20 protein-coding genes, 1 pseudogene and 1 riboswitch are annotated in these 20,300 nt (G+C 69.1%); of the genes and pseudogenes, 8 read left to right on the top strand and 13 right to left on the bottom strand.

The genetic code is table 11. The annotated features are described in order from the left end of the window. Positions 1 to 7: 7 nt before the first annotated feature. Positions 8 to 70: riboswitch (guanidine-III (ykkC-III) riboswitch) on the bottom strand. A gap of 12 nt (positions 71 to 82) precedes the next feature. Genes nagA through K883_RS04030 form a run of 3 tightly spaced genes read right to left on the bottom strand, consistent with a single transcriptional unit; the run spans position 83 to position 3,813 of the window. After that, positions 83 to 1,210 (bottom strand): N-acetylglucosamine-6-phosphate deacetylase, encoded by a 1,128-nt coding sequence (nagA, locus tag K883_RS04040; protein ID WP_008260035.1) that lies wholly within the window; start codon positions 1,208 to 1,210, stop codon positions 83 to 85. Continuing rightward, positions 1,201 to 2,553 (bottom strand): sugar porter family MFS transporter, encoded by a 1,353-nt coding sequence (locus K883_RS04035; RefSeq protein ID WP_008260034.1) that lies wholly within the window; start codon positions 2,551 to 2,553, stop codon positions 1,201 to 1,203. Before K883_RS04035 ends, nagA begins: the two co-directional genes overlap by 10 nt. 6 nt (positions 2,554 to 2,559) lie before the next feature. Continuing rightward, positions 2,560 to 3,813 carry a D-alanyl-D-alanine carboxypeptidase DacB1 gene (locus K883_RS04030; RefSeq protein WP_008260028.1) on the bottom strand — a complete coding sequence of 418 codons (1,254 nt, stop codon included), beginning with the start codon at positions 3,811 to 3,813 and terminating at the stop codon, positions 2,560 to 2,562. Positions 3,814 to 3,984: 171 nt separating this feature from the next. On the opposite strand from K883_RS04030, the gene K883_RS04025 reads away from it, so the two are divergent. Next, entirely contained in the window at positions 3,985 to 4,272 is a 288-nt protein-coding gene (locus K883_RS04025; protein WP_008260026.1) for a hypothetical protein, read from the top strand. A gap of 51 nt (positions 4,273 to 4,323) precedes the next feature. Here K883_RS04025 and K883_RS04020 read toward each other — a convergent pair whose 3' ends face one another. Then, positions 4,324 to 5,655 carry an aspartate aminotransferase family protein gene (locus K883_RS04020; protein WP_008260024.1) on the bottom strand — a complete coding sequence of 444 codons (1,332 nt, stop codon included), beginning with the start codon at positions 5,653 to 5,655 and terminating at the stop codon, positions 4,324 to 4,326. A gap of 156 nt (positions 5,656 to 5,811) precedes the next feature. On the opposite strand from K883_RS04020, the gene K883_RS04015 reads away from it, so the two are divergent. Further along, the gene (locus K883_RS04015; protein ID WP_008260015.1) at positions 5,812 to 6,744 is read left to right on the top strand and encodes a sigma-70 family RNA polymerase sigma factor; all 933 of its coding nucleotides are present in this window, start codon (positions 5,812 to 5,814) and stop codon (positions 6,742 to 6,744) included. A gap of 36 nt (positions 6,745 to 6,780) precedes the next feature. Further along, positions 6,781 to 7,275: a PPOX class F420-dependent oxidoreductase gene (locus K883_RS04010; RefSeq protein ID WP_008260014.1), complete on the top strand. Its 495-nt coding sequence runs from the start codon at positions 6,781 to 6,783 to the stop codon at positions 7,273 to 7,275. Positions 7,276 to 7,295: 20 nt separating this feature from the next. On the opposite strand, the pseudogene K883_RS04005 reads toward K883_RS04010, so the two are convergent. The 5 genes and pseudogenes from K883_RS04005 to sdhC form a co-directional block, all read right to left on the bottom strand. Further along, positions 7,296 to 7,964, bottom strand: a pseudogene (locus K883_RS04005) (carboxymuconolactone decarboxylase family protein); the annotation flags it as partial. Positions 7,965 to 7,975: 11 nt separating this feature from the next. Continuing rightward, positions 7,976 to 8,773 (bottom strand): succinate dehydrogenase iron-sulfur subunit, encoded by a 798-nt coding sequence (locus tag K883_RS04000; protein ID WP_008260012.1) that lies wholly within the window; start codon positions 8,771 to 8,773, stop codon positions 7,976 to 7,978. Then, positions 8,773 to 10,527, bottom strand: a complete 1,755-nt coding sequence (sdhA, locus tag K883_RS03995) for a succinate dehydrogenase flavoprotein subunit (protein WP_008260011.1) — start codon at positions 10,525 to 10,527, stop codon at positions 8,773 to 8,775. Before sdhA ends, K883_RS04000 begins: the two co-directional genes overlap by 1 nt. Before the next feature lie 17 nt (positions 10,528 to 10,544). After that, the gene (locus K883_RS03990; protein ID WP_008260010.1) at positions 10,545 to 11,015 is read right to left on the bottom strand and encodes a succinate dehydrogenase hydrophobic membrane anchor subunit; all 471 of its coding nucleotides are present in this window, start codon (positions 11,013 to 11,015) and stop codon (positions 10,545 to 10,547) included. Then, positions 11,012 to 11,350: a succinate dehydrogenase, cytochrome b556 subunit gene (gene sdhC / locus K883_RS03985; RefSeq protein WP_008260009.1), complete on the bottom strand. Its 339-nt coding sequence runs from the start codon at positions 11,348 to 11,350 to the stop codon at positions 11,012 to 11,014. Before sdhC ends, K883_RS03990 begins: the two co-directional genes overlap by 4 nt. A gap of 272 nt (positions 11,351 to 11,622) precedes the next feature. On the opposite strand from sdhC, the gene K883_RS03980 reads away from it, so the two are divergent. From K883_RS03980 to K883_RS03970, 3 genes are read left to right on the top strand one after another with little or no spacing between them, the layout of a single operon-like run. Beyond that, a complete protein-coding gene (locus K883_RS03980) occupies positions 11,623 to 12,024 on the top strand; it encodes a cytidine deaminase (RefSeq protein WP_014712288.1) in 402 nt (133 codons plus the stop codon). After that, positions 12,024 to 13,307, top strand: coding sequence for a thymidine phosphorylase (locus tag K883_RS03975; protein ID WP_014712287.1), 1,284 nt, complete (start codon positions 12,024 to 12,026; stop codon positions 13,305 to 13,307). Before K883_RS03980 ends, K883_RS03975 begins: the two co-directional genes overlap by 1 nt. Beyond that, on the top strand, positions 13,304 to 14,392 hold the full coding sequence (locus tag K883_RS03970; RefSeq protein WP_008260006.1) for an adenosine deaminase: 1,089 nt from the start codon (positions 13,304 to 13,306) through the stop codon (positions 14,390 to 14,392). The genes K883_RS03975 and K883_RS03970 overlap by 4 nt, the downstream gene beginning before the upstream one ends. Positions 14,393 to 14,410: 18 nt before the next feature. Here the strand turns inward: K883_RS03970 and K883_RS27845 are convergent, their stop codons facing one another. Next, positions 14,411 to 14,863, bottom strand: coding sequence for a hypothetical protein (locus tag K883_RS27845; protein ID WP_036429473.1), 453 nt, complete (start codon positions 14,861 to 14,863; stop codon positions 14,411 to 14,413). Between the two features lie 52 nt (positions 14,864 to 14,915). Next, positions 14,916 to 15,626 carry a GntR family transcriptional regulator gene (locus tag K883_RS03960; RefSeq protein WP_008260000.1) on the bottom strand — a complete coding sequence of 237 codons (711 nt, stop codon included), beginning with the start codon at positions 15,624 to 15,626 and terminating at the stop codon, positions 14,916 to 14,918. A 144-nt stretch (positions 15,627 to 15,770) separates the two neighbouring features. Here K883_RS03960 and K883_RS03955 point away from each other — a divergent pair, with 144 nt between their 5' ends. Further along, the gene (locus tag K883_RS03955) at positions 15,771 to 16,790 is read left to right on the top strand and encodes a cupin (protein WP_008259998.1); all 1,020 of its coding nucleotides are present in this window, start codon (positions 15,771 to 15,773) and stop codon (positions 16,788 to 16,790) included. Positions 16,791 to 16,838: 48 nt separating this feature from the next. Beyond that, positions 16,839 to 17,846, top strand: coding sequence for a VWA domain-containing protein (locus K883_RS03950; RefSeq protein ID WP_008259993.1), 1,008 nt, complete (start codon positions 16,839 to 16,841; stop codon positions 17,844 to 17,846). A 33-nt stretch (positions 17,847 to 17,879) separates the two neighbouring features. On the opposite strand, the gene K883_RS03945 is transcribed toward K883_RS03950, so the two are convergent. Together K883_RS03945 and K883_RS03940 are read right to left on the bottom strand one after the other, a co-directional pair. Continuing rightward, positions 17,880 to 18,863, bottom strand: a complete 984-nt coding sequence (locus tag K883_RS03945; RefSeq protein ID WP_008259990.1) for a VWA domain-containing protein — start codon at positions 18,861 to 18,863, stop codon at positions 17,880 to 17,882. Positions 18,864 to 18,889: 26 nt separating this feature from the next. Continuing rightward, positions 18,890 to 20,179 (bottom strand): protein export chaperone SatS, encoded by a 1,290-nt coding sequence (locus K883_RS03940; RefSeq protein ID WP_008259989.1) that lies wholly within the window; start codon positions 20,177 to 20,179, stop codon positions 18,890 to 18,892. Positions 20,180 to 20,300 lie beyond the last annotated feature (121 nt).

Genomic DNA, 20,300 nt, shown 5'->3' with positions numbered 1-20,300 from the left:
CCTCCACGGCGCCCGTCTTGTCGCTGGCCGGGTACGGGGCCCCTCGTCCGGTGTCAGGTGCTGACGTCTCCGATGTTAACGCTCAGAGCCAGTCGCCGCGCGCCATGACGTCGCTCACCCGCAAATCACGGTCGAGCACCACAAGATTGGCGTCGTACCCGGGCCGCAGGCTGCCGACCCGTTCGAGCCCCAGCGCGCGCGCCGGGGTCGCCGATGTCACCTGAACCGCCGCGGCCAGCCCGGCGTCGCGGTCCGCGCCGAACCCGGCCACGGCGCGAAAGAGCCGATCCATGGTGGCCGTGCTGCCCGCGATCGTTGACGTCCCCTGCACCCGCGCCACGCCGGAGACCACGTCGATGCGCACCGCGCCGAGCCGATACGCGCCGTCGGCGCGGCCCGCCGCGGCGATCGCGTCGGTGATCACGGCGACGCGGTCCGCGCCGGCCGCCTCGATCACCGCGCGCGCCACGTCTGGGTGCAGGTGCACGCCGTCGACGATGAGCTCGACCGTCACCCGTGGGTCCCGCAGCAGCGCGAGCGCCGGGCCGGGCTCGCGGTGGTGCAGCGGCGGCATCGCGTTGAACAGATGCGTACCCACCGTGGCGCCCAACTCGATGGCGCGGCGGGTCTGCTCGTAGCTCGCGTCGGTATGTCCCAACGCCACAACGACTCCCGCGTCGACGAAGCGGCTGATGGCGGCGTCGGTGCCGGGCAGCTCCGGCGCCAGGGTGACCATCTTGATCGCGTCGCCGCCGGCGGTCAGCAGCCCTTCGATCTCGTCGGGGTCCGGGTCGCGCATCTGGGTGCGGTCATGGGCCCCGCACTGTGCCCGGTTCAGCCAGGGGCCTTCGAGATGAATGCCCGCGATCGTGCCCCGCCGGGTGGCGTCGGTGAGCGCGCGCACCCCGCCGAGTAGTTCCTGGGGAGCGGCGGTCACCAGGCTGGCCAGCGTCGTGGTGGTGCCGTGACGCAGGTGGAAGGCGGCGGCGTCGCCGATGGCGTCGGCGTCGGTGTAGGAAGCGCCCCCGCCGCCGTGCACGTGCATGTCGATAAATCCCGGCACCACAGTGCAATCGGGGTAGTCGCGGTCGGGCGGGCGCGGCGGCGGCCCGGGCGCGGCGGCCGCGATCCGCCCGCCAGCGGTCTCGAGCCAGCCCGGTCGGCAGAGCCGCCCGTCCACGACCATGGTTCCCGCGGCGATCAGTCCCACCGGCCGCCATTCTCCCAGAAGTGGCGGATGTCCTCGAGCTGGCGCCCCTTGGTCTCCGGCGCATACCGATAGACGAAGACGAACGCGATCAACGCGAGCGCGGCGAACGCCGCGAAAGTCCCTGCGCCGCCCAAGGAATGCAGCATGGTCAGGAAGACGGCGGCGATGATGGCGTTGGCCACCAGGTTGGAGGTGAGCATGGTGCTCGACCCGATCGAGCGCAGCCGGGACGGGAAGCTTTCGCTGGCGTACACCCAGCCCAGGGAGCCGAAACCCATGGTGTAGCCGAAGATGAACAGCAACACGCCGGCGAACCCGGCGACCGCGCCGCCGATCCCACGGCCGAACACGGCCGTCAGCACGACGTCGGCGCCGATCATCATCGCGGTGCCGCACAACAGGATTGGCCGCCGGCCCACCCGGTCGACCAGCAGCAGCGCCGTGCCGACGGCGGCCAATCCGGCCACCTGGACCAGCGCCGGCAGACCCAGCAACGCGAAATTGCCGGTGAAGCCCATGGCCTCGAAGATTCGGGGGCTGTAGTAGATGATCGCGTTGATGCCGGTGATCTGGATCAGGAAGCCGAGAACGACGACGAAGACAGTCGCCCGAAGATAGGGCCTGCGAACCATTTCCGGCAGTATCTCGGAGAGCCGGCCGCCACCTTCGCTGACCGCCCGGCCGATATCGGCGAGCTCGTCGTCCACCCGCGCGTCGGGCTCCACCCGCAGCAGCGCCCGCCGGGCGTCGTCGACCCGGCCTTTGAGCACGTACCACCGGGCCGTATCGGGCATCCGAATCACCAACGGCGCCAACAGCAATGCGGGCACGCACGCCAACCCCAGCATCCACCGCCAGCTGTGCGTGCCGGCCAGCAGGTAGCCGGTCACGTATCCGACGATGAGCCCGCTGACGATCGCCAGCTGGTAAGCCGTCAGCAGCGAGCCGCGCACCGCCGTCGGCGCCGATTCGGCCACGTACACCGGGACGACCACCACCGTCACGCCAATGGTCAGCCCGACGAGCAGGCGCGCCCCCAGCAGCATCGGCAGCGACACCGAGAACGCGGCCAGCAGCGCGAAAGCCGCGTAGGCGAACAGGATCAGCACGACCGAGCGTTTGCGGCCGATCACGTTGGCCAGCACACCGGCGCCGAGCGCCCCGATGATCTGGCCGATCACCACCATCGTCGTCAGCAGTTCCTGTTGCCGGGTGGACAGCCCGAAATCCTCGGTGACGAACAACTGCGCACCGGCGATGATGGACAGGTCATAGCCATAGATGACGCCCACGCTGGCGGCGGTCAGCCCGACCAGCAGGCCGCGCCGCGATCCGGTGCCCACCCGCGCTCAGCGGTGTTGGGGTCGGCGGTTCATCGAGCGTGCGGCCATGATCAAGCTAAACACGATGATGGCGCCGATGACAGCGACGCCCACCCGGACCGGCAGGGCGTCCGCCGAGCCGATGATCGCGCCGGCCGCAGCGTTATTGGCGAGCCGGTCGGCGGCGGTGTCGCTCTTGGCGGGCGCCAGCGACGGGTCGGGAGCGACCAGCGAGCCGACCTGCGTGCCCTGCGGGGTGGCGAACCCGTAGTCCAGCAGGTGGGCGGCCTGTTCCCACGGCGCGATCGGTTGCCGCGTCCCGTGCAGCAGCACCGCCACCAACCGCCGCCCGTCGTGGTTGGCCGCGCCCACGAACGTCTGGCCCGCGTCGTCGGTGTAGCCGGTCTTGCCGCCCAGGGCCCCGGGATACTTGTAGAGCAGCTGGTTGTCGTTCTCCAGCTCGTAGCCGGGGTGGTCGCCGTGGCCGGGGAAGTCGAAGGTCCGGGTCGCGACGATGTTGGCGAACGTGGGGTTCTGCCACGCGTAGCGATAGAACAGCCCGATGTCGTAGGCCGAGGTGCTCATGCCGGGCGCGTCCAGCCCCGACGGCGTCGCCACCCGGGTGTCCTGGCCGCCGAGCTTGGCGGCCAGCACGTTGATCTTCTCCAGCGCTTGCTGCATGCCGCCGAGCTGCATGGCCAGCGCGTGGGCGGCGTCGTTGCCGGAGTGCATCAGCAGCCCGTGCAGCAGCTGGTTGACGGTGAACACGCCGCCTTCCTGGACGCCGACTTTGGTGCCCTCGGCGGCCGCGTCATCGGTGGTTCCGGCGACCGACTTGTTCAGGTTGAGCGTGTTGATGGCGGCCATCGCCACCAGCACCTTGATGATGCTGGCCGGGCGGTGCCGGCCGTGCGGGTCTTTGGCGGCGATGACCGCGCCGCTGTCCAGGTCGGCCACCAGCCAGGCCTCGGCGGACACGTCGCCCGGGAGCGGCGGCGTATTGGGTGCGGCGACAATGCCGCAACTGGCCAGGGCGTCACCCCCGACCGGCTTGGCGGGCACCGCCAGCGGGATCGGGGGATCGCCGGCCGTGGGGACCTCCGACGAGTCCACCGCCGGCGGGGTGTTCACCTTGTACGGGCAGCTCGCGGGCGCGGCGTTGGGTTCGGCGCCGGGTTCGGCCTTGGCGGGTGGCAGCGCGAGCGGCAAGGCAATCGTGGCGGGAGCCCAGGCCACGAAACCCGCTGCGACCAGGCACGACATCGAACGTAGGAAGCTCATCGTCTGTGCACCTTAAGCGATCGGGGGCCCGAATCCGAGGAGCCGCGCTGTGACGGATGAGACGGAAGTTACTCAGCCGGGGCGGCGGCCCCGGGATACGCTGGGCGCGCGGTCCGCGGGAAAGCGCCCGCCCGCACCGACTTCAGAGGATTCGCCATTCCCGACGACCGATTGTGGGCCAGGCTGCGGCGCCGGCGCGACGGCGCGGCCGGTGTCACCCCGCGCGCGCTGAAGGATCTGCTCAAACAGGTCGAGAAGGCGACCCAGGTGCGGCGTTCCGGGCTCGATCAGGTGCTGGCGGAACTCACGCTGCACCGTGACGCCGCCACCGAGCCGGAGCTGCGGTCGGCGCTGGCATGGTTGTGCAACGCCGTCTCGCGGTTCGGGCGCAACCCGAGCGCCCCGCACGCCCGCGAGGTGATGCTGGCCGCCGACGCGGTCAAGCGGGCTAGCGGCTAGTGGCGATCGCAAGCGCGGCGAAGCCGGGCGCAGCGGGTCGCCACCATCCGGCTAGAGCCGCGCCGACTCCTCGTGCAGCACCTCACGCAGGATGGCCTCGATGGTGTCGAACTCGGCCTGGCCGCTGATCAGCGGCGGCGCCAGTTGAATGACGGAATCGCCACGGTCGTCGGTGCGGCAATACAACCCGGCATCGAACAGTGCCGAGCCCACCCGCGCCAGCAGCGGCCGGCGCTCGTCGTCGCTGAACGTCTGCTTGGTCGCCTTGTCCTTGACCAGTTCCACGCCAAAGAAAAACCCCTCGCCGCGCACGTCGCCGACGATCGGCAGGTCGTAGAGCTTTTCCAGGGTGGCGCGCAAGGCCGGCGCGCTGGCCCGGACGTGATCGTTGAGCGCCTCGCGCTCGAAGATGTCGAGGTTGGCCAGCCCGACGGCCGCCGAAACCGGGTGGCCGCCAAAGGTATAGCCGTGCGGGAACATCGTCGCGCCGTCGTTGAACGGCTCGAACAGGCGCTCGCTGGCGATCATGGCGCCGATCGGTGAGTAGCCCGACGTCATTCCCTTGGCGCAGGTGATCATGTCGGGCACGTAGCCGAAGTCGTCACAGGCGAACATCGACCCGATGCGGCCGAACGCGCAGATCACCTCGTCGGAGACCAGCAGCACGTCGTATTCGTCGCAGATTTCCCGCACGCGCTCGAAATAGCCTGGGGGAGGCGGGATGCTGCCACCGGCGTTCTGCACCGGCTCCAGGAACACCGCCGCCACGGTGTCGGGGCCCTCGAACTCGATAGCCTCGGCGATGCGGTCCGCGGCCCACTGCCCGAAGGCTTTCGGGTCGGTGCGCAGCGGTTCCGGCGCCCGGTAGAAGTTGGTGTTGGGCACCCGGAAGCCCCCGGGCGTCACCGGTTCGAAGGGCGCCTTGTAGCGGGGCAGCCCGGTGATCGCCAGGGCGCCCTGGGTGGTGCCGTGGTAGGCGACCGACCGCGAAATCACCTTGTGCTTACTGGGTTTGCCGGTGAGCTTGAAGTACTGCTTGGCCAGTTTCCACGCGGTCTCGACGGCCTCGGTGCCGCCGGTGGTGAAGAAGACGCGGTTGAGGTCGCCCGGGGTGTAGCCGGCGAGGCGCTCGGCGAGCTCGATCGCCGTCGGGGTGGCGTATCCCCACAGGGGAAAGAACGCCAGCGTGCCCGCCTGCCGGGCGGCGGCCTCGGCGAGCTCGGCCCGCCCGTGACCGACCTGCACGGTGAACAGCCCGGACAGGCCGTCGAGGTAACTCTTGCCGTGGTTGTCGAAGATGGTGACGCCCTCGCCGCGGGTGATGATCGGCGGCGTGATTCCCGGGCCGTGCCGGGAGAAGTGCAGCCACAGGTTGTCGGTCATTGGTGGTGAGCGTAGCGCCCGCTTCGGGCTTGGTTGGATTGCCCGACTCCTCACTCGCGCCGTTTCGGCGCTCGCCGTCGCCGGGCTTGGTTGGTTTGCCCGACTCCTCGCTCGCGCCGTTTCGGCGCTCGCCGTCGCCGGGCTAGGCTCGGCGATATGACCTCAGCGCAACAGGTCAGCGAATTCGAGTCGTTGCGACCGCATCTCATGTCGGTCGCCTACCGGCTGACCGGCACGGTCGCCGACGCCGAGGACATCGTCCAAGACGCCTGGCTGCGCTGGCACCGCCAGGACCCCGACAAGGGAACGCAGATCACCGACCTGCGGGCGTGGTTGACCACGGTGGTGAGCCGGCTTGGTCTGGACAGGCTGCGCTCGGCGGCGCACCGGCGCGAGACCTACACCGGAAACTGGCTGCCCGAGCCCGTCGTCACCGGATTCGGCCCGCCCGCTTCCGAAGCCGACCCGCTGTCCGCGGTGGTGGCCGGCGAGGACGCCCGGTTCGCGGCGATGGTGGTGCTGGAGCGCCTCTCGCCCGACCAGCGGGTCGCGTTCGTCTTGCATGACGGGTTCGACGTGCCGTTCGCGGAGGTTGCCGAGGCGCTGGGTACCAGCGAGGCCGCCGCCCGGCAGCTGGCCTCGCGGGCCCGCAAGGCCGTCGCGGCCGAGCCGCCGCCCGAACCCGACCCATCGCACAACGAGGTGGTGGGAAAGTTGTTGGCCGCCATGGCCGCCGGCGATCTGGAGGCGGTGGTCTCCTTGCTGCACCCGGACGTCATCTTCACCGGCGATTCAAATGGCAAGGCGCCCACGGCCGTTCACGTCATCCACGGCCCGGACAAGGTGGTCCGGTTCATGCTCGGCCTTGCCAACCGCTACGGGCCCGCCTTCTACACGTCCTATCAAGCAGGACTGGTCAACGGCGAGCTGGGCATCTACACCGCCGGCTTCCCCGCTGCCGACGGCTACCGCGAGATGTGCCCGCGGATCATGGCGATGACGGTGCGTGACGGAAAGGTTTGCGCCTTATGGGATGTCGCCAATCCCGAGAAGTTCACCGGCTCTCCGCTGCGGCGCGAGCAGCCGTAAGTCAGTCGAGTCAGGCGCAGATTGGAGAGAGAGCACATGGGCGGCAGCGTCACCGAAACGATGGGCAAATTGATGTTCCGCGGTATGGACATGATGCGCCACCGCAGCGCCTTCGACGTCGGCGCTGTGTCCCCGCAAGGTAAGGACTTCACCGGTTTCGACAAAACGCGGCAAATCTTGTTGGTGACGTTCAAGCGTTCCGGCGAGGCGATGCCGAGCCCGATAAACCACGGTGTCGCAGACGGAAAGATCTACGTGCGAACGGATGCGTCCACCGGAAAGGTGAAGCGGATCAACAACAATCCGCGTGTCGTTGTGGTGCCCAGCAGTCTTCGGGGCAAGCCAAAAGGGCAAGCGGTCGCCGGAAAGGCCAGGATCTTGCCCGAGTCCGAACACGCCCACGCGTACAAGGTGATTGCGGCGAACTGGAGCCTGCCGATGAAGTTGTTCGAGCGCACTCTGGACAAGGGCAGCGCGGCGCTCAGTATTCCGACCACCTATATCGAGATCGAGCCCGCCCAGGAGGGCTGATCAGCCCACGCCCTGGTTCGCTAGCCAATTGGCGACGACCCGCTGCGCCCGGCTACGCCGCGCTTGCGATCGTCGCTAGCCCAGGGAATCCGGCACGCGTCACCCGAATTGAAGCCCTGCTCGGTGATGCCTAGCGCGGTGTTCACCCGCGCGCGCATGTTCTCCAACCCAATTTGATAGGTCAGCTCGAACACCCCGGCATCGCCGAAGCGGGCCCGCAGGTCGTCGACCTGCTCGTCGGTGACGGTGTGCGGATCGGTGGTCATCGCGTCGGCATAGGCGATGGCGGCGCGCTCGTCGTCGGTATAGGCCGGCGAGGTGGCGTAGTTGTCGATCTCCTTGAGCCGCTCCACGTCCAGGCCGTCCAGACGCTGCAGCATCGATCCGAAGTCGACGCACCACGAGCAGCCGATCTGGCGCGCGGTCCACAACACCGCCAGCTCACGCACGCTGGCCGGCAGGGTTTTCGACGCCCGCTCGACCATCGCCTCGTGCATGGCGCTCGCGGTCATCAGCTTGCGATGATGCGCGGCCACGGCGAACGGCTCGGGAACTTGGCCGTAGCGACGCTTGGCTATCCGATACATGGCCCGGATCAGCAATCCGGCGCGCTTGGGGGGCAGGGGCTCGATGCGGGTTTTCTGTGTCATACCCCTCAGACGAGACAGCCCGGCGATGTGTGACGAGCAGACGCGGCCGGTCAGCGCGAGAACATGATCGCGCGCTTGACCTCCTGGATCGCCTTGGTGATCTGGATGCCGCGCGGGCAGGCCTCGGTGCAGTTGAACGTGGTGCGGCACCGCCATACGCCGTCGACCTCGTTGAGGATGTCCAGGCGCTCGGCGGCCGCCTCGTCGCGGCTGTCGAAGATGAACCGGTGGGCGTTGACGATCGCGGCCGGGCCGTAGTAGCTGCCCTCGTGCCAGAAGATCGGGCAGCTGGTGGTGCACGCCGCGCACAGGATGCACTTGGTGGTGTCGTCGTAGCGGGCGCGGTCGGTCGGGCTCTGAATGCGTTCGCGCGTCGGCGGGTTGCCGGTGGTGATCAGGTACGGCTTGACGGCGCGGTAGGCGTCGAAGAACGGCTCCATGTCGACCACGAGGTCCTTCTCGACCGGCAGCCCGCGGATCGGCTCGACCGTGATGGTCAGCGATTTGCCCGCCTTCTTGGGGAGCAGGTCGCGCATCAGCACCTTGCAGGCCAGCCGGTTGACACCGTTGATCCGCATGGCATCCGACCCGCACACGCCGTGCGCGCAGGAGCGCCGGAAGGTCAGCGTCCCGTCCAGGTAGCTCTTGATGTAGATCAGCAGATTGAGCATCCGGTCGCTGGGCAGGCAGGGCACCCGAAAGCTTTGCCAGCCACCGGTTTCCGCGTAGGCATCGGGCTGGTCGGGGTTGAACCGGGCGATCTTGACGGTCACCATCACCGCCTCGTCGGGAACCGGCGGAAGGGGCGGTTCCAGACTTTCGGCCTGCGGCTCTGCAACGTCCGTCATCAGTACTTCCGTTCCTTGGGTTCGTAGCGCGTCTGCACCACGGGCTTGAAGTCCAGCGCGATGTCGCTCAAAAGGTCGGTGCCCTGCTTGTAGGCCATGGTGTGGCGCATGTAGTTGACGTCGTCGCGGTTGGGGTAGTCCTCGCGGGCGTGCCCGCCGCGGGACTCCTTGCGGTTCAGCGCGCCGACCACGGTGACCTCGGCCAGCTCGAGCAAGAAGCCCAGCTCGATGGCTTCCAGCAAGTCGCTGTTGAATCGCTTCCCCTTGTCGTGCACGGTGATTCGCGAATAGCGCTCCTTCAGGGCGTGGATGTCGGTCAGCGCCTGCTTGAGCGTCTCCTCGGTGCGGAACACCGCGGCGTTGTTGTCCATCGACTGCTGCAACGCGTTGCGGATGTCGGCGACGCGCTCGTTGCCGTGCTCGGAGAGGATGTCGCCCACCCAGCCGACGACCATCGCCGCCGGATCCGGCGGCATGTCCACGAAGTCGTGTCCCCGTGCGTAATTGGCGGCGGCGATGCCGGCCCGGCGGCCGAACACGTTGATGTCCAGCAGCGAGTTGGTGCCCAGCCGGTTGGCGCCATGCACCGACACGCACGCGCATTCGCCCGCCGCGTACAGGCCCGGGACCGTGGAGGTGTTGTCCCGCAACACCTGTCCGGTGACGGTGGTCGGGATGCCGCCCATCACGTAGTGACACGTCGGGTACACCGGGACCAGCTCCTTGACCGGGTCCACGCCCAGATAGGTGCGGGCGAACTCGGTGATGTCGGGCAGCTTGGCCTCGAGCACGTCCTCGCCGAGGTGGCGGACGTCGATGTAGACGTAGTCCTTGTGCGGGCCGGCGCCGCGGCCCTCCAGGACTTCCAAAACCATTGAGCGAGCGACGATGTCGCGCGGTGCCAGGTCGACGATCGTCGGTGCGTAGCGTTCCATGAACCGCTCACCCTCGCCGTTGAGCAGCCGGCCACCCTCGCCGCGCACGGCCTCGGAGATCAGGATGCCCAAACCGGCCAGGCCGGTCGGGTGAAATTGGTGAAACTCCATGTCCTCCAAGGGAAGTCCCTTGCGGAAGACGATGCCGATGCCGTCGCCGGTCAGCGTGTGTGCGTTGGAGGTGGTCTTGTACATGCGGCCCGAACCGCCGGTGGCGAGCACGATCGCCTTCCCGTGGAAGACGTGGATCTCGCCGGTGGCCAGCTCGTAGGCGACCACGCCGGTGGCCACCGGCCCGCTCGGCGTCTGCGTCAAAACCAGGTCCAGCGCGTAGAACTCGTTGAAGAACTGCACGTCGTGCTTTACGCAGTTCTGGTACAGCGTCTGCAGAATCATGTGGCCGGTGCGATCGGCGGCGTAACAGGACCGGCGCACAGGGGCCTTGCCGTGGTCGCGGGTGTGTCCGCCGAACCGGCGCTGGTCGATGCGGCCCTCGGGGGTGCGGTTGAACGGCATCCCCATCTTTTCCAGGTCGAGCACCGCGTCGATGGCTTCCTTGCACATGATCTCCACCGCGTCCTGGTCGGCGAGGTAGTCGCCGCCCTTGACGGTGTCGAAGGTGTGCCATTCCCAGTTGTCCTCTTCGACGTTGGCCAGCGCCGCGCACATGCCGCCCTGGGCGGCGCCGGTGTGGCTGCGGGTGGGGTAGAGCTTGGTCAGCACCGCGGTGCGCACCCGGGGACCAGCTTCCACCGCGGCGCGCATCCCTGCGCCGCCCGCGCCGACGATCACCACGTCGTACCGGTGTTGCTGGATCACGGGTCAGCCTCCCTCCGTCAGGCGTGAATGTTGGGGTCGAACGTCAGCAGCACGTAGGTGCCCAGCACCAACGTGAACCCCATCGACAGCAACAGCAGGCTGTTGAGCCAGAACCGGGTGCTGTCCTTGCGGCTGTAGTCGTCGATGATCGTGCGCAGGCCGTTGCCGCCGTGCAGCTGCGCCAGCCACAGCAGCGCCAGGTCCCAGAATTGCCAGAACGGCGACGCCCAGCGCTGCGCCACATAGTTGAAGTCGATGCGGTACACGCCGTTGTCCCACATCAGCATGATGAACAGGTGGCCGATCGCCAGCACGAACAGCGCGATGCCCGAGAACCGCATGAACAGCCAGGCGAACTTCTCGAAGTTGGGGATGCCGGACCGGCGCCGCGGCGAGCGGGGATTGTCCAGGCTGGCGGGCCGGTCGTAGCTGCGTTGTTTGACCGGCGCCGTCTGGCCGCGGGTCAGCTGGAGGTCGGGGCTGCTCATCGGAAGTGCTCCATCATGTGGATGACGGTCACGACGCCGGCCGGGACCATCAGCAGCAGGAACACGACGCCGACGATCCAGAACATCAGGCGCTGGTAGCGCGGGCCCTCGGACCAGAAGTCGATCAGGATCACCCGGATCCCGTTCAGGCCGTGGAAGAGCACCGCGGCGATCAGGCCGTATTCCATCAGGCCGACGATGGGCATCTGATAGTCGTGGATCACCGCGTTGTAGGTCTGCGGGCTGACCCGCAGCATCGCCGCGTCCAGGACGTGCACGAACAGGAAAAAGAAGATGGTCGCGCCGCTGATGCGATGCAGCACCCACGACCACATGCCGGGATCGCCCCGGTAGAGGGTCCGCGGCGGCCTGCGTTTGCGCGAGGTCGCCGGTGCGGGTGCCGCCGGATCCGCGGTTGTCGGTTGTGTAGTCACCCCAGTCCTCACCAGCCTTCTTGCGACCTTCTTGCGACGTTGCGCGACAGTCACGCCGGGCACTTGAGCTTAGCTCGCGCACGGTGTGGCTTGCGTCAATGTCCGTCAAGCGAAATGCCGTTTTGCGGCTAGGGTGACTGTCGGAAACGGCCACCGACGAGCGGGGTTGCGCGATGCCGGAGATCGACTGGAAAACGTTGCGGGACAAGGCAATCCAGGCATCCGAAGGGGCCTATGCGCCGTACTCGCGGTTCGCAGTGGGTGCGGCCGCGCTGGTCGACGATCACCGCGTGGTCACCGGGTGCAATGTGGAGAACATCTCATATGGCCTTGGTCTCTGTGCCGAGTGCGCCGTGGTGTGCGCCCTGCATTCCACCGGCGGCGGCCGGCTGGTCGCGCTGGCGTGCGTGGACCAGCGCGGATCGGTGCTGATGCCGTGCGGGCGATGCCGGCAGGTGCTGCTCGAACACGGCGGTCCCGAGTTGCTGATCGACCATCCGCGCGGGCCGCGCCGGCTCGGCGACCTGCTGCCGGATGCCTTCGGTCCCGACGACGTGGCCGCCGGGCGTCGCTGATGCCGCCCGCCTTTGATGCGCCCACGGTGATCAGGACCAAGCGCGACGGCGGCCGGTTGTCCGACGCCGCCATCGACTGGGTCGTCGACGCCTACACCGCCGGCCGGGTGGCCGAGGAGCAGATGGCGGCCCTGCTGATGGCGATCCTGTTGCGGGGCATGGATCGCGGCGAGACGGCCCGGTGGACGTCGGCGATGCTGGCCTCGGGCGAGCGGCTCGACTTCAGCGACCTCGGCGTGCCCACGGTCGACAAGCACTCCACCGGCGGGGTGGGGGACAAGATCACCCTGCCCCTGGTGCCCGTCGTCGCCGCGTGCGGCGCCGCGGTGCCGCAGGCGTCGGGCCGCGGGCTCGGCCACACCGGCGGCACGCTGGACAAGCTGGAATCCATCGCCGGATTCACCGCCGCGCTGTCCAACCGGCGGGTGCGCGACCAACTGCGCGACCTCGGCGCGGCCATCTTCGCCGCCGGTGACTTGTCCCCGGCCGACGCCAAGCTGTACGCGCTGCGCGACATCACCGCCACCGTCGAGTCGCTGCCGCTGATCGCGAGCTCGGTGATGAGCAAGAAGCTGGCCGAGGGGGCCGGCGCGCTGGTGCTCGACGTGAAGGTCGGTTCCGGGGCGTTCACCGACTCGGAAGCGCAGTCCCGCGACCTGGCGAGCGCCATGGTCGCGCTGGGCGCCGCGCACGGGGTGCCCACCCGCGCGCTGCTGACGGACATGAACACCCCGCTGGGCGCGACCGTCGGCAACGCCCTCGAGGTCGCCGAGTCGCTCGAGGTGCTGGCCGGGGGCGGGCCGCCCGACGTCGTCGAGCTGACGCTGCGGCTGGCCTCCGAGATGCTCGAGCTGGCCGGCGTCGACGGCCGCGATCCCGCCGAGACACTGCGGGATGGCACCGCGATGGACCGGTTTCGCCAGCTCGTCGCCGCCCAGGGCGGCGATTTGTCGGTGCCGCTGCCGATCGCTCGGCATGCCGAGACCGTGACTGCCACCCGGGGCGGCACAATGGGCGATATCGACGCGATGGCAGTGGGGCTGGCGGCTTGGCGGCTCGGAGCGGGCAGATCCCGTCCGGGCGATCGCGTGCAGTTCGGCGCCGGCATCCGGCTGCATCGCCGCCCCGGCGAGCCGGTCACGGCCGGTGAGCCGCTGTTCACCCTGTACACCGACACCCCGGAGCGCTTCGGCGCGGCGCTCGCCGAGCTGGACGGCGCCTTCGGCGTCGGCGACGCCGCCCCGGCTTCGCGTCCGCTGATCATCGATCGGATCTCGCAATGACCGCGCCGCTGGGCCTCGAGCAGATCCGCAAGGCCCCCAAGGCCCTGCTGCACGACCACCTCGACGGCGGGCTGCGCCCGTCGACCGTGCTGGAGATCGCCGGGCAGACCGGCTACGACGAGCTGCCCGCCACCGACGTCGACGAGCTGGCGACGTGGTTTCGCACGCGTTCGCACAGCGGCTCGCTGGAGCGCTACCTGGAGCCGTTCTCCCACACCGTCGCGGTGATGCAGACCCCCGAGGCGCTGCACCGCGTCGCCTACGAGTGCGTCGAAGACCTGGCCGCCGACTCGGTGGTCTACGCCGAGGTGCGGTTCGCACCCGAGCTGCACATCGACCGCGGGATGTCCTTCGACGCGATCGTCGATGCCGTGCTGGCCGGATTCGCCGACGGTGAGAAGGCCTGTGCCGGCGCGGGCCGTCCGATCGTGGTGCGCCTACTGGTCACCGCGATGCGGCACGCGGCGGTGTCCCGCGAGATCGCCGAGCTGGCAATCCGGTTCCGGGACAAGGGCGTTGTCGGCTTCGACATCGCCGGCGCCGAGGCCGGCAACCCGCCGACGCGCCACCTGGATGCCTTCGAGTACATGCGAGACCACAACGCGCGCTTCACCATTCACGCCGGCGAGGCGTTCGGCCTGCCGTCCATCCACGAGGCGATCGCGTTCTGCGGTGCCGACCGGCTGGGGCACGGGGTGCGGATCGTCGACGACATCGACGTGCTGCCCGACGGACAGGTCCGGTTGGGTCAGCAGGCGGCGATCCTGCGGGACAAGCGAATTCCGCTGGAACTGTGTCCGAGCTCGAACGTGCAGACCGGCGCCGTCAAGAGCATCGCCGAGCATCCGTTCGACCTGCTGGCCCGCGCCCGGTTCCGGGTGACCGTCAACACCGACAACCGGTTGATGAGCGATACCTTCATGAGCCGCGAGATGCTCCGCCTGGTGGAGGCGTTCGGCTACGGCTGGAGCGACCTCGAACGGTTCACCATCAACGCGATGAAGTCCGCGTTCATCCCGTTCGACGAGCGGCTGGCCATCATCGACGAGGTGATCAAGCCGCGGTACGCGGTGCTGATCGGCTGAGCCGCCGGTGCGGCGTTCTCAGATGTGCCCGGGCATCCCCATCGACGGGTCGGCCGCCGGCATGGGAGGTGGCTCCACCATCGGCGGCGGGGCCATCGGTGCCGCGGCCATGGGCGCCGGCGGTTCCGGTGGCGGCGCGATGGGCGGCGGTGGCGGCGGGGCGTACGGGCCACCCGCGCACACCGGGTCGCTGGGCATGCTGATGCAACTCAAATCCGCGGGGCCGGTGGGTGCCCCGCCCATGGCGTACGGGCCGCCCTGGCACTGCGCCAGCCCCGGCATCCCCGCGCATCGGGGATCCGACGGGTTGGTGGGAAGGCCGGGATCGGGATCGTCGAGCGGCGCGGCGGGTGTGCGCGCGAAGCCGGGTGCCGCGTTCGCCGGGATCGTCGTGGCCGCCCCCAGAATCGACAGGGCCACAACCGTTTTCGTCATCGTGCCGCGCAACCGCGAGGCCGTCACCCAGGTCATCGTTCCCCCCGATATATGCGGACCGGGAGCGCTGCGCCCCCGCGTTATTCGATCAGTCTGCTCCATCGCGGCCAGATCCGGTAGCCCATAACGGATCCGGGTCGACCGACAGGCCGATGGCGCGCACCGTGCCGGCCAGGTGGGTCTGCACCGCGGTCGCCGCTCGCGCGCGATCGCCGTCGCGCAGGGCTTCGGCGATACCCCGATGCTCCTCGAGAATCGTGGCCACCCGGTCGGGGTCGCGCAGCGTCGATTCGCCGATCATCCGCATCTGGCGGTCGCGCAGGGACGCGTAGAAGCCGGACAGGATGGCGTTGCCCGACTCCTGCAGCGTGATGGCGTGGAAGGCGCGGTCGGCCTCCACGAATTCTCGCCAGTCCGCCGCGGCGGCCGCGTCGCGTTGCCGGGCAAGCTCGCCGGATAGGCGCCCGAACACGGCGGCGCACGCGGCGCCGCCGCGCCCGATCACCTTGCCCGCCGCGAACTGCTCGAGCACCAGCCGCGCCTCCATCACCGCGCGCACCTCGTCGGGCGACACCGGAACCACCAGGGCCCCCCGTTGGGGATACAGGCGCAGCAGCCCCTCGGCCTCCAGCCGCAAAAACGCCTCGCGCACCGGCGTGCGCGACATCCCCAGCGCGCTGGCCACGTCGCCCTCGCTGATCAGCTCGCCGCCGGGGAACTCGCCGGTGAGCACCCGCGTCTTGACGTAGTCCAGCGCGCGGTCCTTGGCCGTCCCCGTCCGCCTGTCCTTCGCCGCCACACCCGGCCCTTCTGGTAGCTAAGTCGTATCTCAACCGACCAATTGACCGTACACCGACCGCGTCTAGCTGGGACGTTTGACGCTTAGATACAAGATAAATACTATTTAGATACCAGATACACCTGAGCGGCAAGGGAGACCGACATGCAGCAGCTAGCGACCCCGAACCTGGACCCGACGGTCCCCGCGCCGATGGTCAACGTCGCCGAGTACGCGTTCGAGGGCCGGTTCGAAGAGTGGGCCGAGCAGGCCGAATACTTCGAGTACTCCAGGGCCGCCAACCCGATCGGCTCGGGGCTGACCCCGCGGGTGCCGATCCGGCGGTTCGGTCCCGAGCTCTACCTTGACGCGCCGACCGGCGTGATCCCGCTGGACCTGTCGGCCGAGCTGGGTGGCCCGGCCGGCGCGGCGACCAGCCCCGCGCTGCTGGCCAACTTCGTGTCCATTCGCGCGAACGAGCACGTCGACACCCACCCCAACGCCACCTCGCAGCTGTATTACGTGCTCTACGGGCGGGGGTTCGCGGCGGTCAACGGCCGCCTGATCGAGTGGGAGAAGGGCGACTTCGTGACGCTGCCCGCCGGCGCGCACTCGGTGTTCTATGCCGGCGCGGACACGGCCATGTACTGGGTGCACGACGAGCCCCTGATGCGTTACCTCGGCGCCGACGCGACCCGGCCCCGCTTCCGCGCGACCAAGTTCCGCCGCGCCGACGCCGTCGCCAAGCTGACCGAGATCGCGTCGCGGCCCGGCGCCAACGAGAAGAGCCGCGTCAGTGTCCTGCTGGCCAACGCCGAGCAGGAGCAGACCCTGACCATCACGCACGTGTTGTGGGCCATGTTCGGCGTGCTTCCGCCCCATCAGGTCCAGCGCCCGCACCGGCACCAGTCGGTCGCGCTGGACCTCATCCTGGACGCGCCCGCGGCCGGCTGCTACACGCTGCTGGGCACGCGTCTCGACGCGCGCGGCGACATCGTCGATCCGATCCGGGTGGACTGGCAGGCCGGTGGCGCCTTCACCACCCCGCCGGGCATGTGGCACGCCCACTACAACGAGACCGACGAGCCGGCCCACCTGATCCCGGTCCAGGACGCCGGGCTGCAGACCCACCTGCGCAGCCTCGACATCAAGTTCACCCAGCGCCGCGATCTCGCCGCGGGCTGAGCCGGGGCCCGATGCGGGGCCCGGATTCGACGCCTAGTGTGGCTCGACATGAAGGTGCCGCTGCTGGGCCCGGTGTCGCTGACTGGATTCCAGAACCCCTGGTTCTTCCTCGCGCTGCTGGCCGTGCTGCTGGTGATCGGCCTTTATGTCGTGCAGCAATTCGCCCGCCGTCGCCGGGTGCTGCGGTTCGCCAACATGGAGGTGCTGGAGCGCGTGGCCCCGCCGCACCCGAGCCGGTGGCGGCACGTGCCGACCATCCTGTTGGCCACGTCGCTGGTGCTGCTGACCACGGCGATGGCCGGGCCGACGTCGGATGTGCGGATCCCGCTCAACCGGGCGGTCGTGATGCTCGTCATCGACGTCTCGGAATCGATGGCCTCCAACGATGTTCCGCCCAACCGCCTGGCCGCGGCGAAGGAGGCCGGCAAGCAGTTCGCCGATCAGCTGACGCCGGCCATCAACCTGGGGCTGGTGGAGTTCGCGGCCAACGCCACGCTGCTGGTGCCCCCGACGACGAACCGCGGCGCGGTGAAGTCGGGCATCGACAGTCTGCAGCCCGCCCCGAAAACCGCTACGGGAGAAGGCATTTTCACCGCGCTGCAGGCGATCGCGACGGTCGGCTCGGTGATGGGCGGCGGCGAAGGCCCGCCGCCGGCGCGGATCGTGCTGGAGTCCGACGGCGCCGAGAACGTGCCGCTGGACCCCAACGCTCCGCAGGGGGCGTTCACCGCCGCCCGGGCCGCCAAGGGCCAAGGCGTGCAGATCTCGACGATCTCGTTCGGCACCCCGTACGGGACCGTCGACTACGAGGGCGCCACCATTCCGGTCCCGGTGGACGATCAGACCCTGCAGAAGATCTGCGAGATCACCGACGGCGAGGCGTTCCACGCCGACAGCCTGGACTCGCTGAAGAACGTGTACACGACGCTGCAGCGCCAGATCGGCTACGAAACCGTCAAGGGCGACGCGAGCCTGGCGTGGATGCTGCTCGGTGCCGTCGTGATGGCCGGCGCCGTGCTGGCCGGCCTGCTGCTGAACCGCAGGCTGCCCGCCTGACCCGCCGGGCGGGGCTCGGTCGGTGGACGGGCGCTAGGTCGGCAGGCGTCGGTTGATCAACAGCGCCAACGCCGTCGCGATCAGCGCCGCGAGCACCCCCAGGCGTAGCCAGCCGGAACTGCCGGGTCCCGGCACGGTGCGGTAGCCGATCTCGTTCTCGATCGCGTTGTAGCTCTTGTTGAGCTCGCCGATGTTGGTGGCGGTGTAGGGCTGCCCGCCGGAGAGCCGGGCGATCGTCTTCATCTGGTCGGTCGACACCGGGACCGCGACGCGCTGCCCGTCCATCTCGATCTCGCCGCCCTTCGTTCCGAACGAGATCGTCGAGATGGGCACGCCCTCGTCCTTGGCCAGGCGCGCCGCGGTGTAGACACCGTCGTGCGGATCGCTGGGGTTCGACGGCTTGTTCTCGCGGCCGTCGGACAGCAGCACGATGCGGGCCGGCGGCGGATTGTCGCCCCCCGTGACCGCCGTGGCGCCGATCGCGTGCAGGGCGGTGAAGATGGCCTGGCCGGTGGCCGTGCTGTCGGCGAAGTCCAGCTTCTTGAGCGCGTCGATGGTCGCCTGGTGCTGCGGAGTGGGCGGGACCAGCAAGTAGGGCGTGCCGGCGAAGCCGACCAGCCCGAGGTTGATGCCGGGCGTCAGCTGGCTGGCGAACTGGCTCGCCGCTTGTTCGGCGGCCTTGAGCCGATTGGGTTCGACGTCGGTCGCCCGCATGGACTGCGACATGTCGATGACGAGCATGATGACCGCGCGGTTGCGCGGGATGCGCATGTCGTGGGTGGGGGTGGCCAGCGCGATCGTCAGCAACGCCAGGCTGAGCAGCGACGCGGCGATCGGCAGGTGCCGCCACGGCGACTGCGCCACGGGGGCGTCGGTGTAGCGGTGCAGCCGTCGGTTGCGACGGGCCTGCACCACGACGTAGACGGCCAGCAGGGCCAGGGGCACCAAACCGAACAGCAACATGGCCGGGCGCTGGAACCCGTACAGCGGCAGCGGGCCGATTCCGGGAAGCGACACGTCACCAACCTAGCCCGTGAAACGCCCTACTCGCGGCGGAGCCGGCCCTCGACGAATTGCTCCAGCTTTTCCCACTCGCGCACCGCCGCGGCGTACGGCGGCGACGGCTTGGTGACCGAGCCGGGTTCGAGCACGGCGGCCACCAATTTGCCCAGCGGCCGGTTGGTTTCGAGCGCCTTGTCCACCGCGGGATCCTCGGAGTAGTCGCCGATGTCGCGGAGCACCTCGACGGCCAGTTCCAGTTGCTCCCGGTCGACGGCCTCGGGCCCGTCGGCCAGGTCGTCGGCCAGGCCGGTGAGCACGTAGATGTTGTCGTCGGTGACCTCGACCGTGAGCGACCCGTCGGTGGCGGCGGTGCGGATGTCGTCGTAGGTGCTCAGATCGGACAGGTCGTGGTCGTGCTCGTCGGCCAGGTAGCGGGCCAGCGCGCGCTCGGACGGGAACACGCTGATCCGTCCGTTGCGGCCCAGGAAGATCGGGTCGTCGTCGAGGTAGCAGCGCAGGGTGAAGAAGGTGCCCGAGCTCGTCATGATCCGGATCGGATCGATGCCGACCTGCAGCCAGAAGTCCTTGTCGCCGCCGAGCACCGCGGTGTCGCCGGCCGCCCGGGCTTCGGTGTCGTCGTCCTCGTCGTCTTCGTCAACGTCGTCGTCAACGTCGTCGTCCATGTCGTCGGCCGCGGATTCCTCGACGGCGTCCTCGGTCTCGGCCTCTTCGCGCTCCTCGGCCAGTTCGTCTTCGGCCTTGGCCGACAACTTGGCGTCGACGTCGGGGGTGGTGGCGATGTCATCGATCGCGCCCAGCACGTCGTCCCAGCTGCGCCCGATGATCTCGGCGATCGCATGCCAGCGTTTGGCGCCGGCCTTGCCGGTGAAGTGCTCGACCCCGCCCGACACCGTGCCCAGGCTGGGGTTGCCGTTGAAGAACTTCGACACCGCCGCCAGCTCGCACACCGATCCGATGGACGACACGATGGCCAGCGTGCCCGCCAGCGCGGACACCGATTCCGCGGTGGGCTTCTCGGAGACCAGCTCCTCGACCGCGACCAGATCGAACTGCTTGTCCTCGGCGGGCTCGAAGTCATGCGCGTGCGCCGACGTCAGGGCCTTCCACGCCGGGTGGTCGGTCAGGTCGTTGTCGGTGTCGGACCGCACGAACGCCACCAGGTCGGCGATGGAGGAGAAGACGAACAGGTCCTCGTCCTTGCCCAGGAAGGCCTCCCACTCGTCGCCGGAGTCACGCCAGCGGGGCGCCCACACGGTGTAGCGGTCGCCGGCGGACAGGCTCAGGCGAATGGGCACGAGGTCAGCAGCCATGCGGCACAGAATAGCGACGACCGGCCAAGGCGCCGCCGGGCAGTGGTGATCGCGAGCGCGGCGGAGCCGGGTGAAGCGGGTCGCCACCATCGACCCAGTGGTGATCGCGAGCGCGGCGGAG

It is taken from the genome of Mycobacterium sp. TKK-01-0059 (assembly GCF_000709305.1).
In the GTDB taxonomy this organism is placed as follows: domain Bacteria; phylum Actinomycetota; class Actinomycetes; order Mycobacteriales; family Mycobacteriaceae; genus Mycobacterium; species Mycobacterium intracellulare.
This window is presented reverse-complemented; position numbering and strand designations above follow the sequence as displayed.

What these genes read in the sequence shown, in the direction of transcription:
- K883_RS04020 (WP_008260024.1), bottom strand. Translation starts at nt 5,655, where the DNA reads ATGACCGACAACCTGTGGCTGCACTTCTCCCGGCACGGCCCGGGAATC.
- K883_RS03975 (WP_014712287.1), top strand. Translation starts at nt 12,024, where the DNA reads ATGCCGCCCGCCTTTGATGCGCCCACGGTGATCAGGACCAAGCGCGAC.
- K883_RS03980 (WP_014712288.1), top strand. Translation starts at nt 11,623, where the DNA reads ATGCCGGAGATCGACTGGAAAACGTTGCGGGACAAGGCAATCCAGGCA.
- K883_RS03940 (WP_008259989.1), bottom strand. Translation starts at nt 20,179, where the DNA reads ATGGCTGCTGACCTCGTGCCCATTCGCCTGAGCCTGTCCGCCGGCGAC.
- K883_RS03950 (WP_008259993.1), top strand. Translation starts at nt 16,839, where the DNA reads ATGAAGGTGCCGCTGCTGGGCCCGGTGTCGCTGACTGGATTCCAGAAC.
- sdhC (WP_008260009.1), bottom strand. Translation starts at nt 11,350, where the DNA reads ATGTGGTCGTGGGTGCTGCATCGCATCAGCGGCGCGACCATCTTCTTT.
- K883_RS04000 (WP_008260012.1), bottom strand. Translation starts at nt 8,773, where the DNA reads ATGACGGACGTTGCAGAGCCGCAGGCCGAAAGTCTGGAACCGCCCCTT.
- K883_RS03990 (WP_008260010.1), bottom strand. Translation starts at nt 11,015, where the DNA reads ATGAGCAGCCCCGACCTCCAGCTGACCCGCGGCCAGACGGCGCCGGTC.
- K883_RS03970 (WP_008260006.1), top strand. Translation starts at nt 13,304, where the DNA reads ATGACCGCGCCGCTGGGCCTCGAGCAGATCCGCAAGGCCCCCAAGGCC.
- K883_RS04015 (WP_008260015.1), top strand. Translation starts at nt 5,812, where the DNA reads ATGACCTCAGCGCAACAGGTCAGCGAATTCGAGTCGTTGCGACCGCAT.
- K883_RS04030 (WP_008260028.1), bottom strand. Translation starts at nt 3,813, where the DNA reads ATGAGCTTCCTACGTTCGATGTCGTGCCTGGTCGCAGCGGGTTTCGTG.
- K883_RS04010 (WP_008260014.1), top strand. Translation starts at nt 6,781, where the DNA reads ATGGGCGGCAGCGTCACCGAAACGATGGGCAAATTGATGTTCCGCGGT.
- K883_RS03955 (WP_008259998.1), top strand. Translation starts at nt 15,771, where the DNA reads ATGCAGCAGCTAGCGACCCCGAACCTGGACCCGACGGTCCCCGCGCCG.
- K883_RS27845 (WP_036429473.1), bottom strand. Translation starts at nt 14,863, where the DNA reads ATGACCTGGGTGACGGCCTCGCGGTTGCGCGGCACGATGACGAAAACG.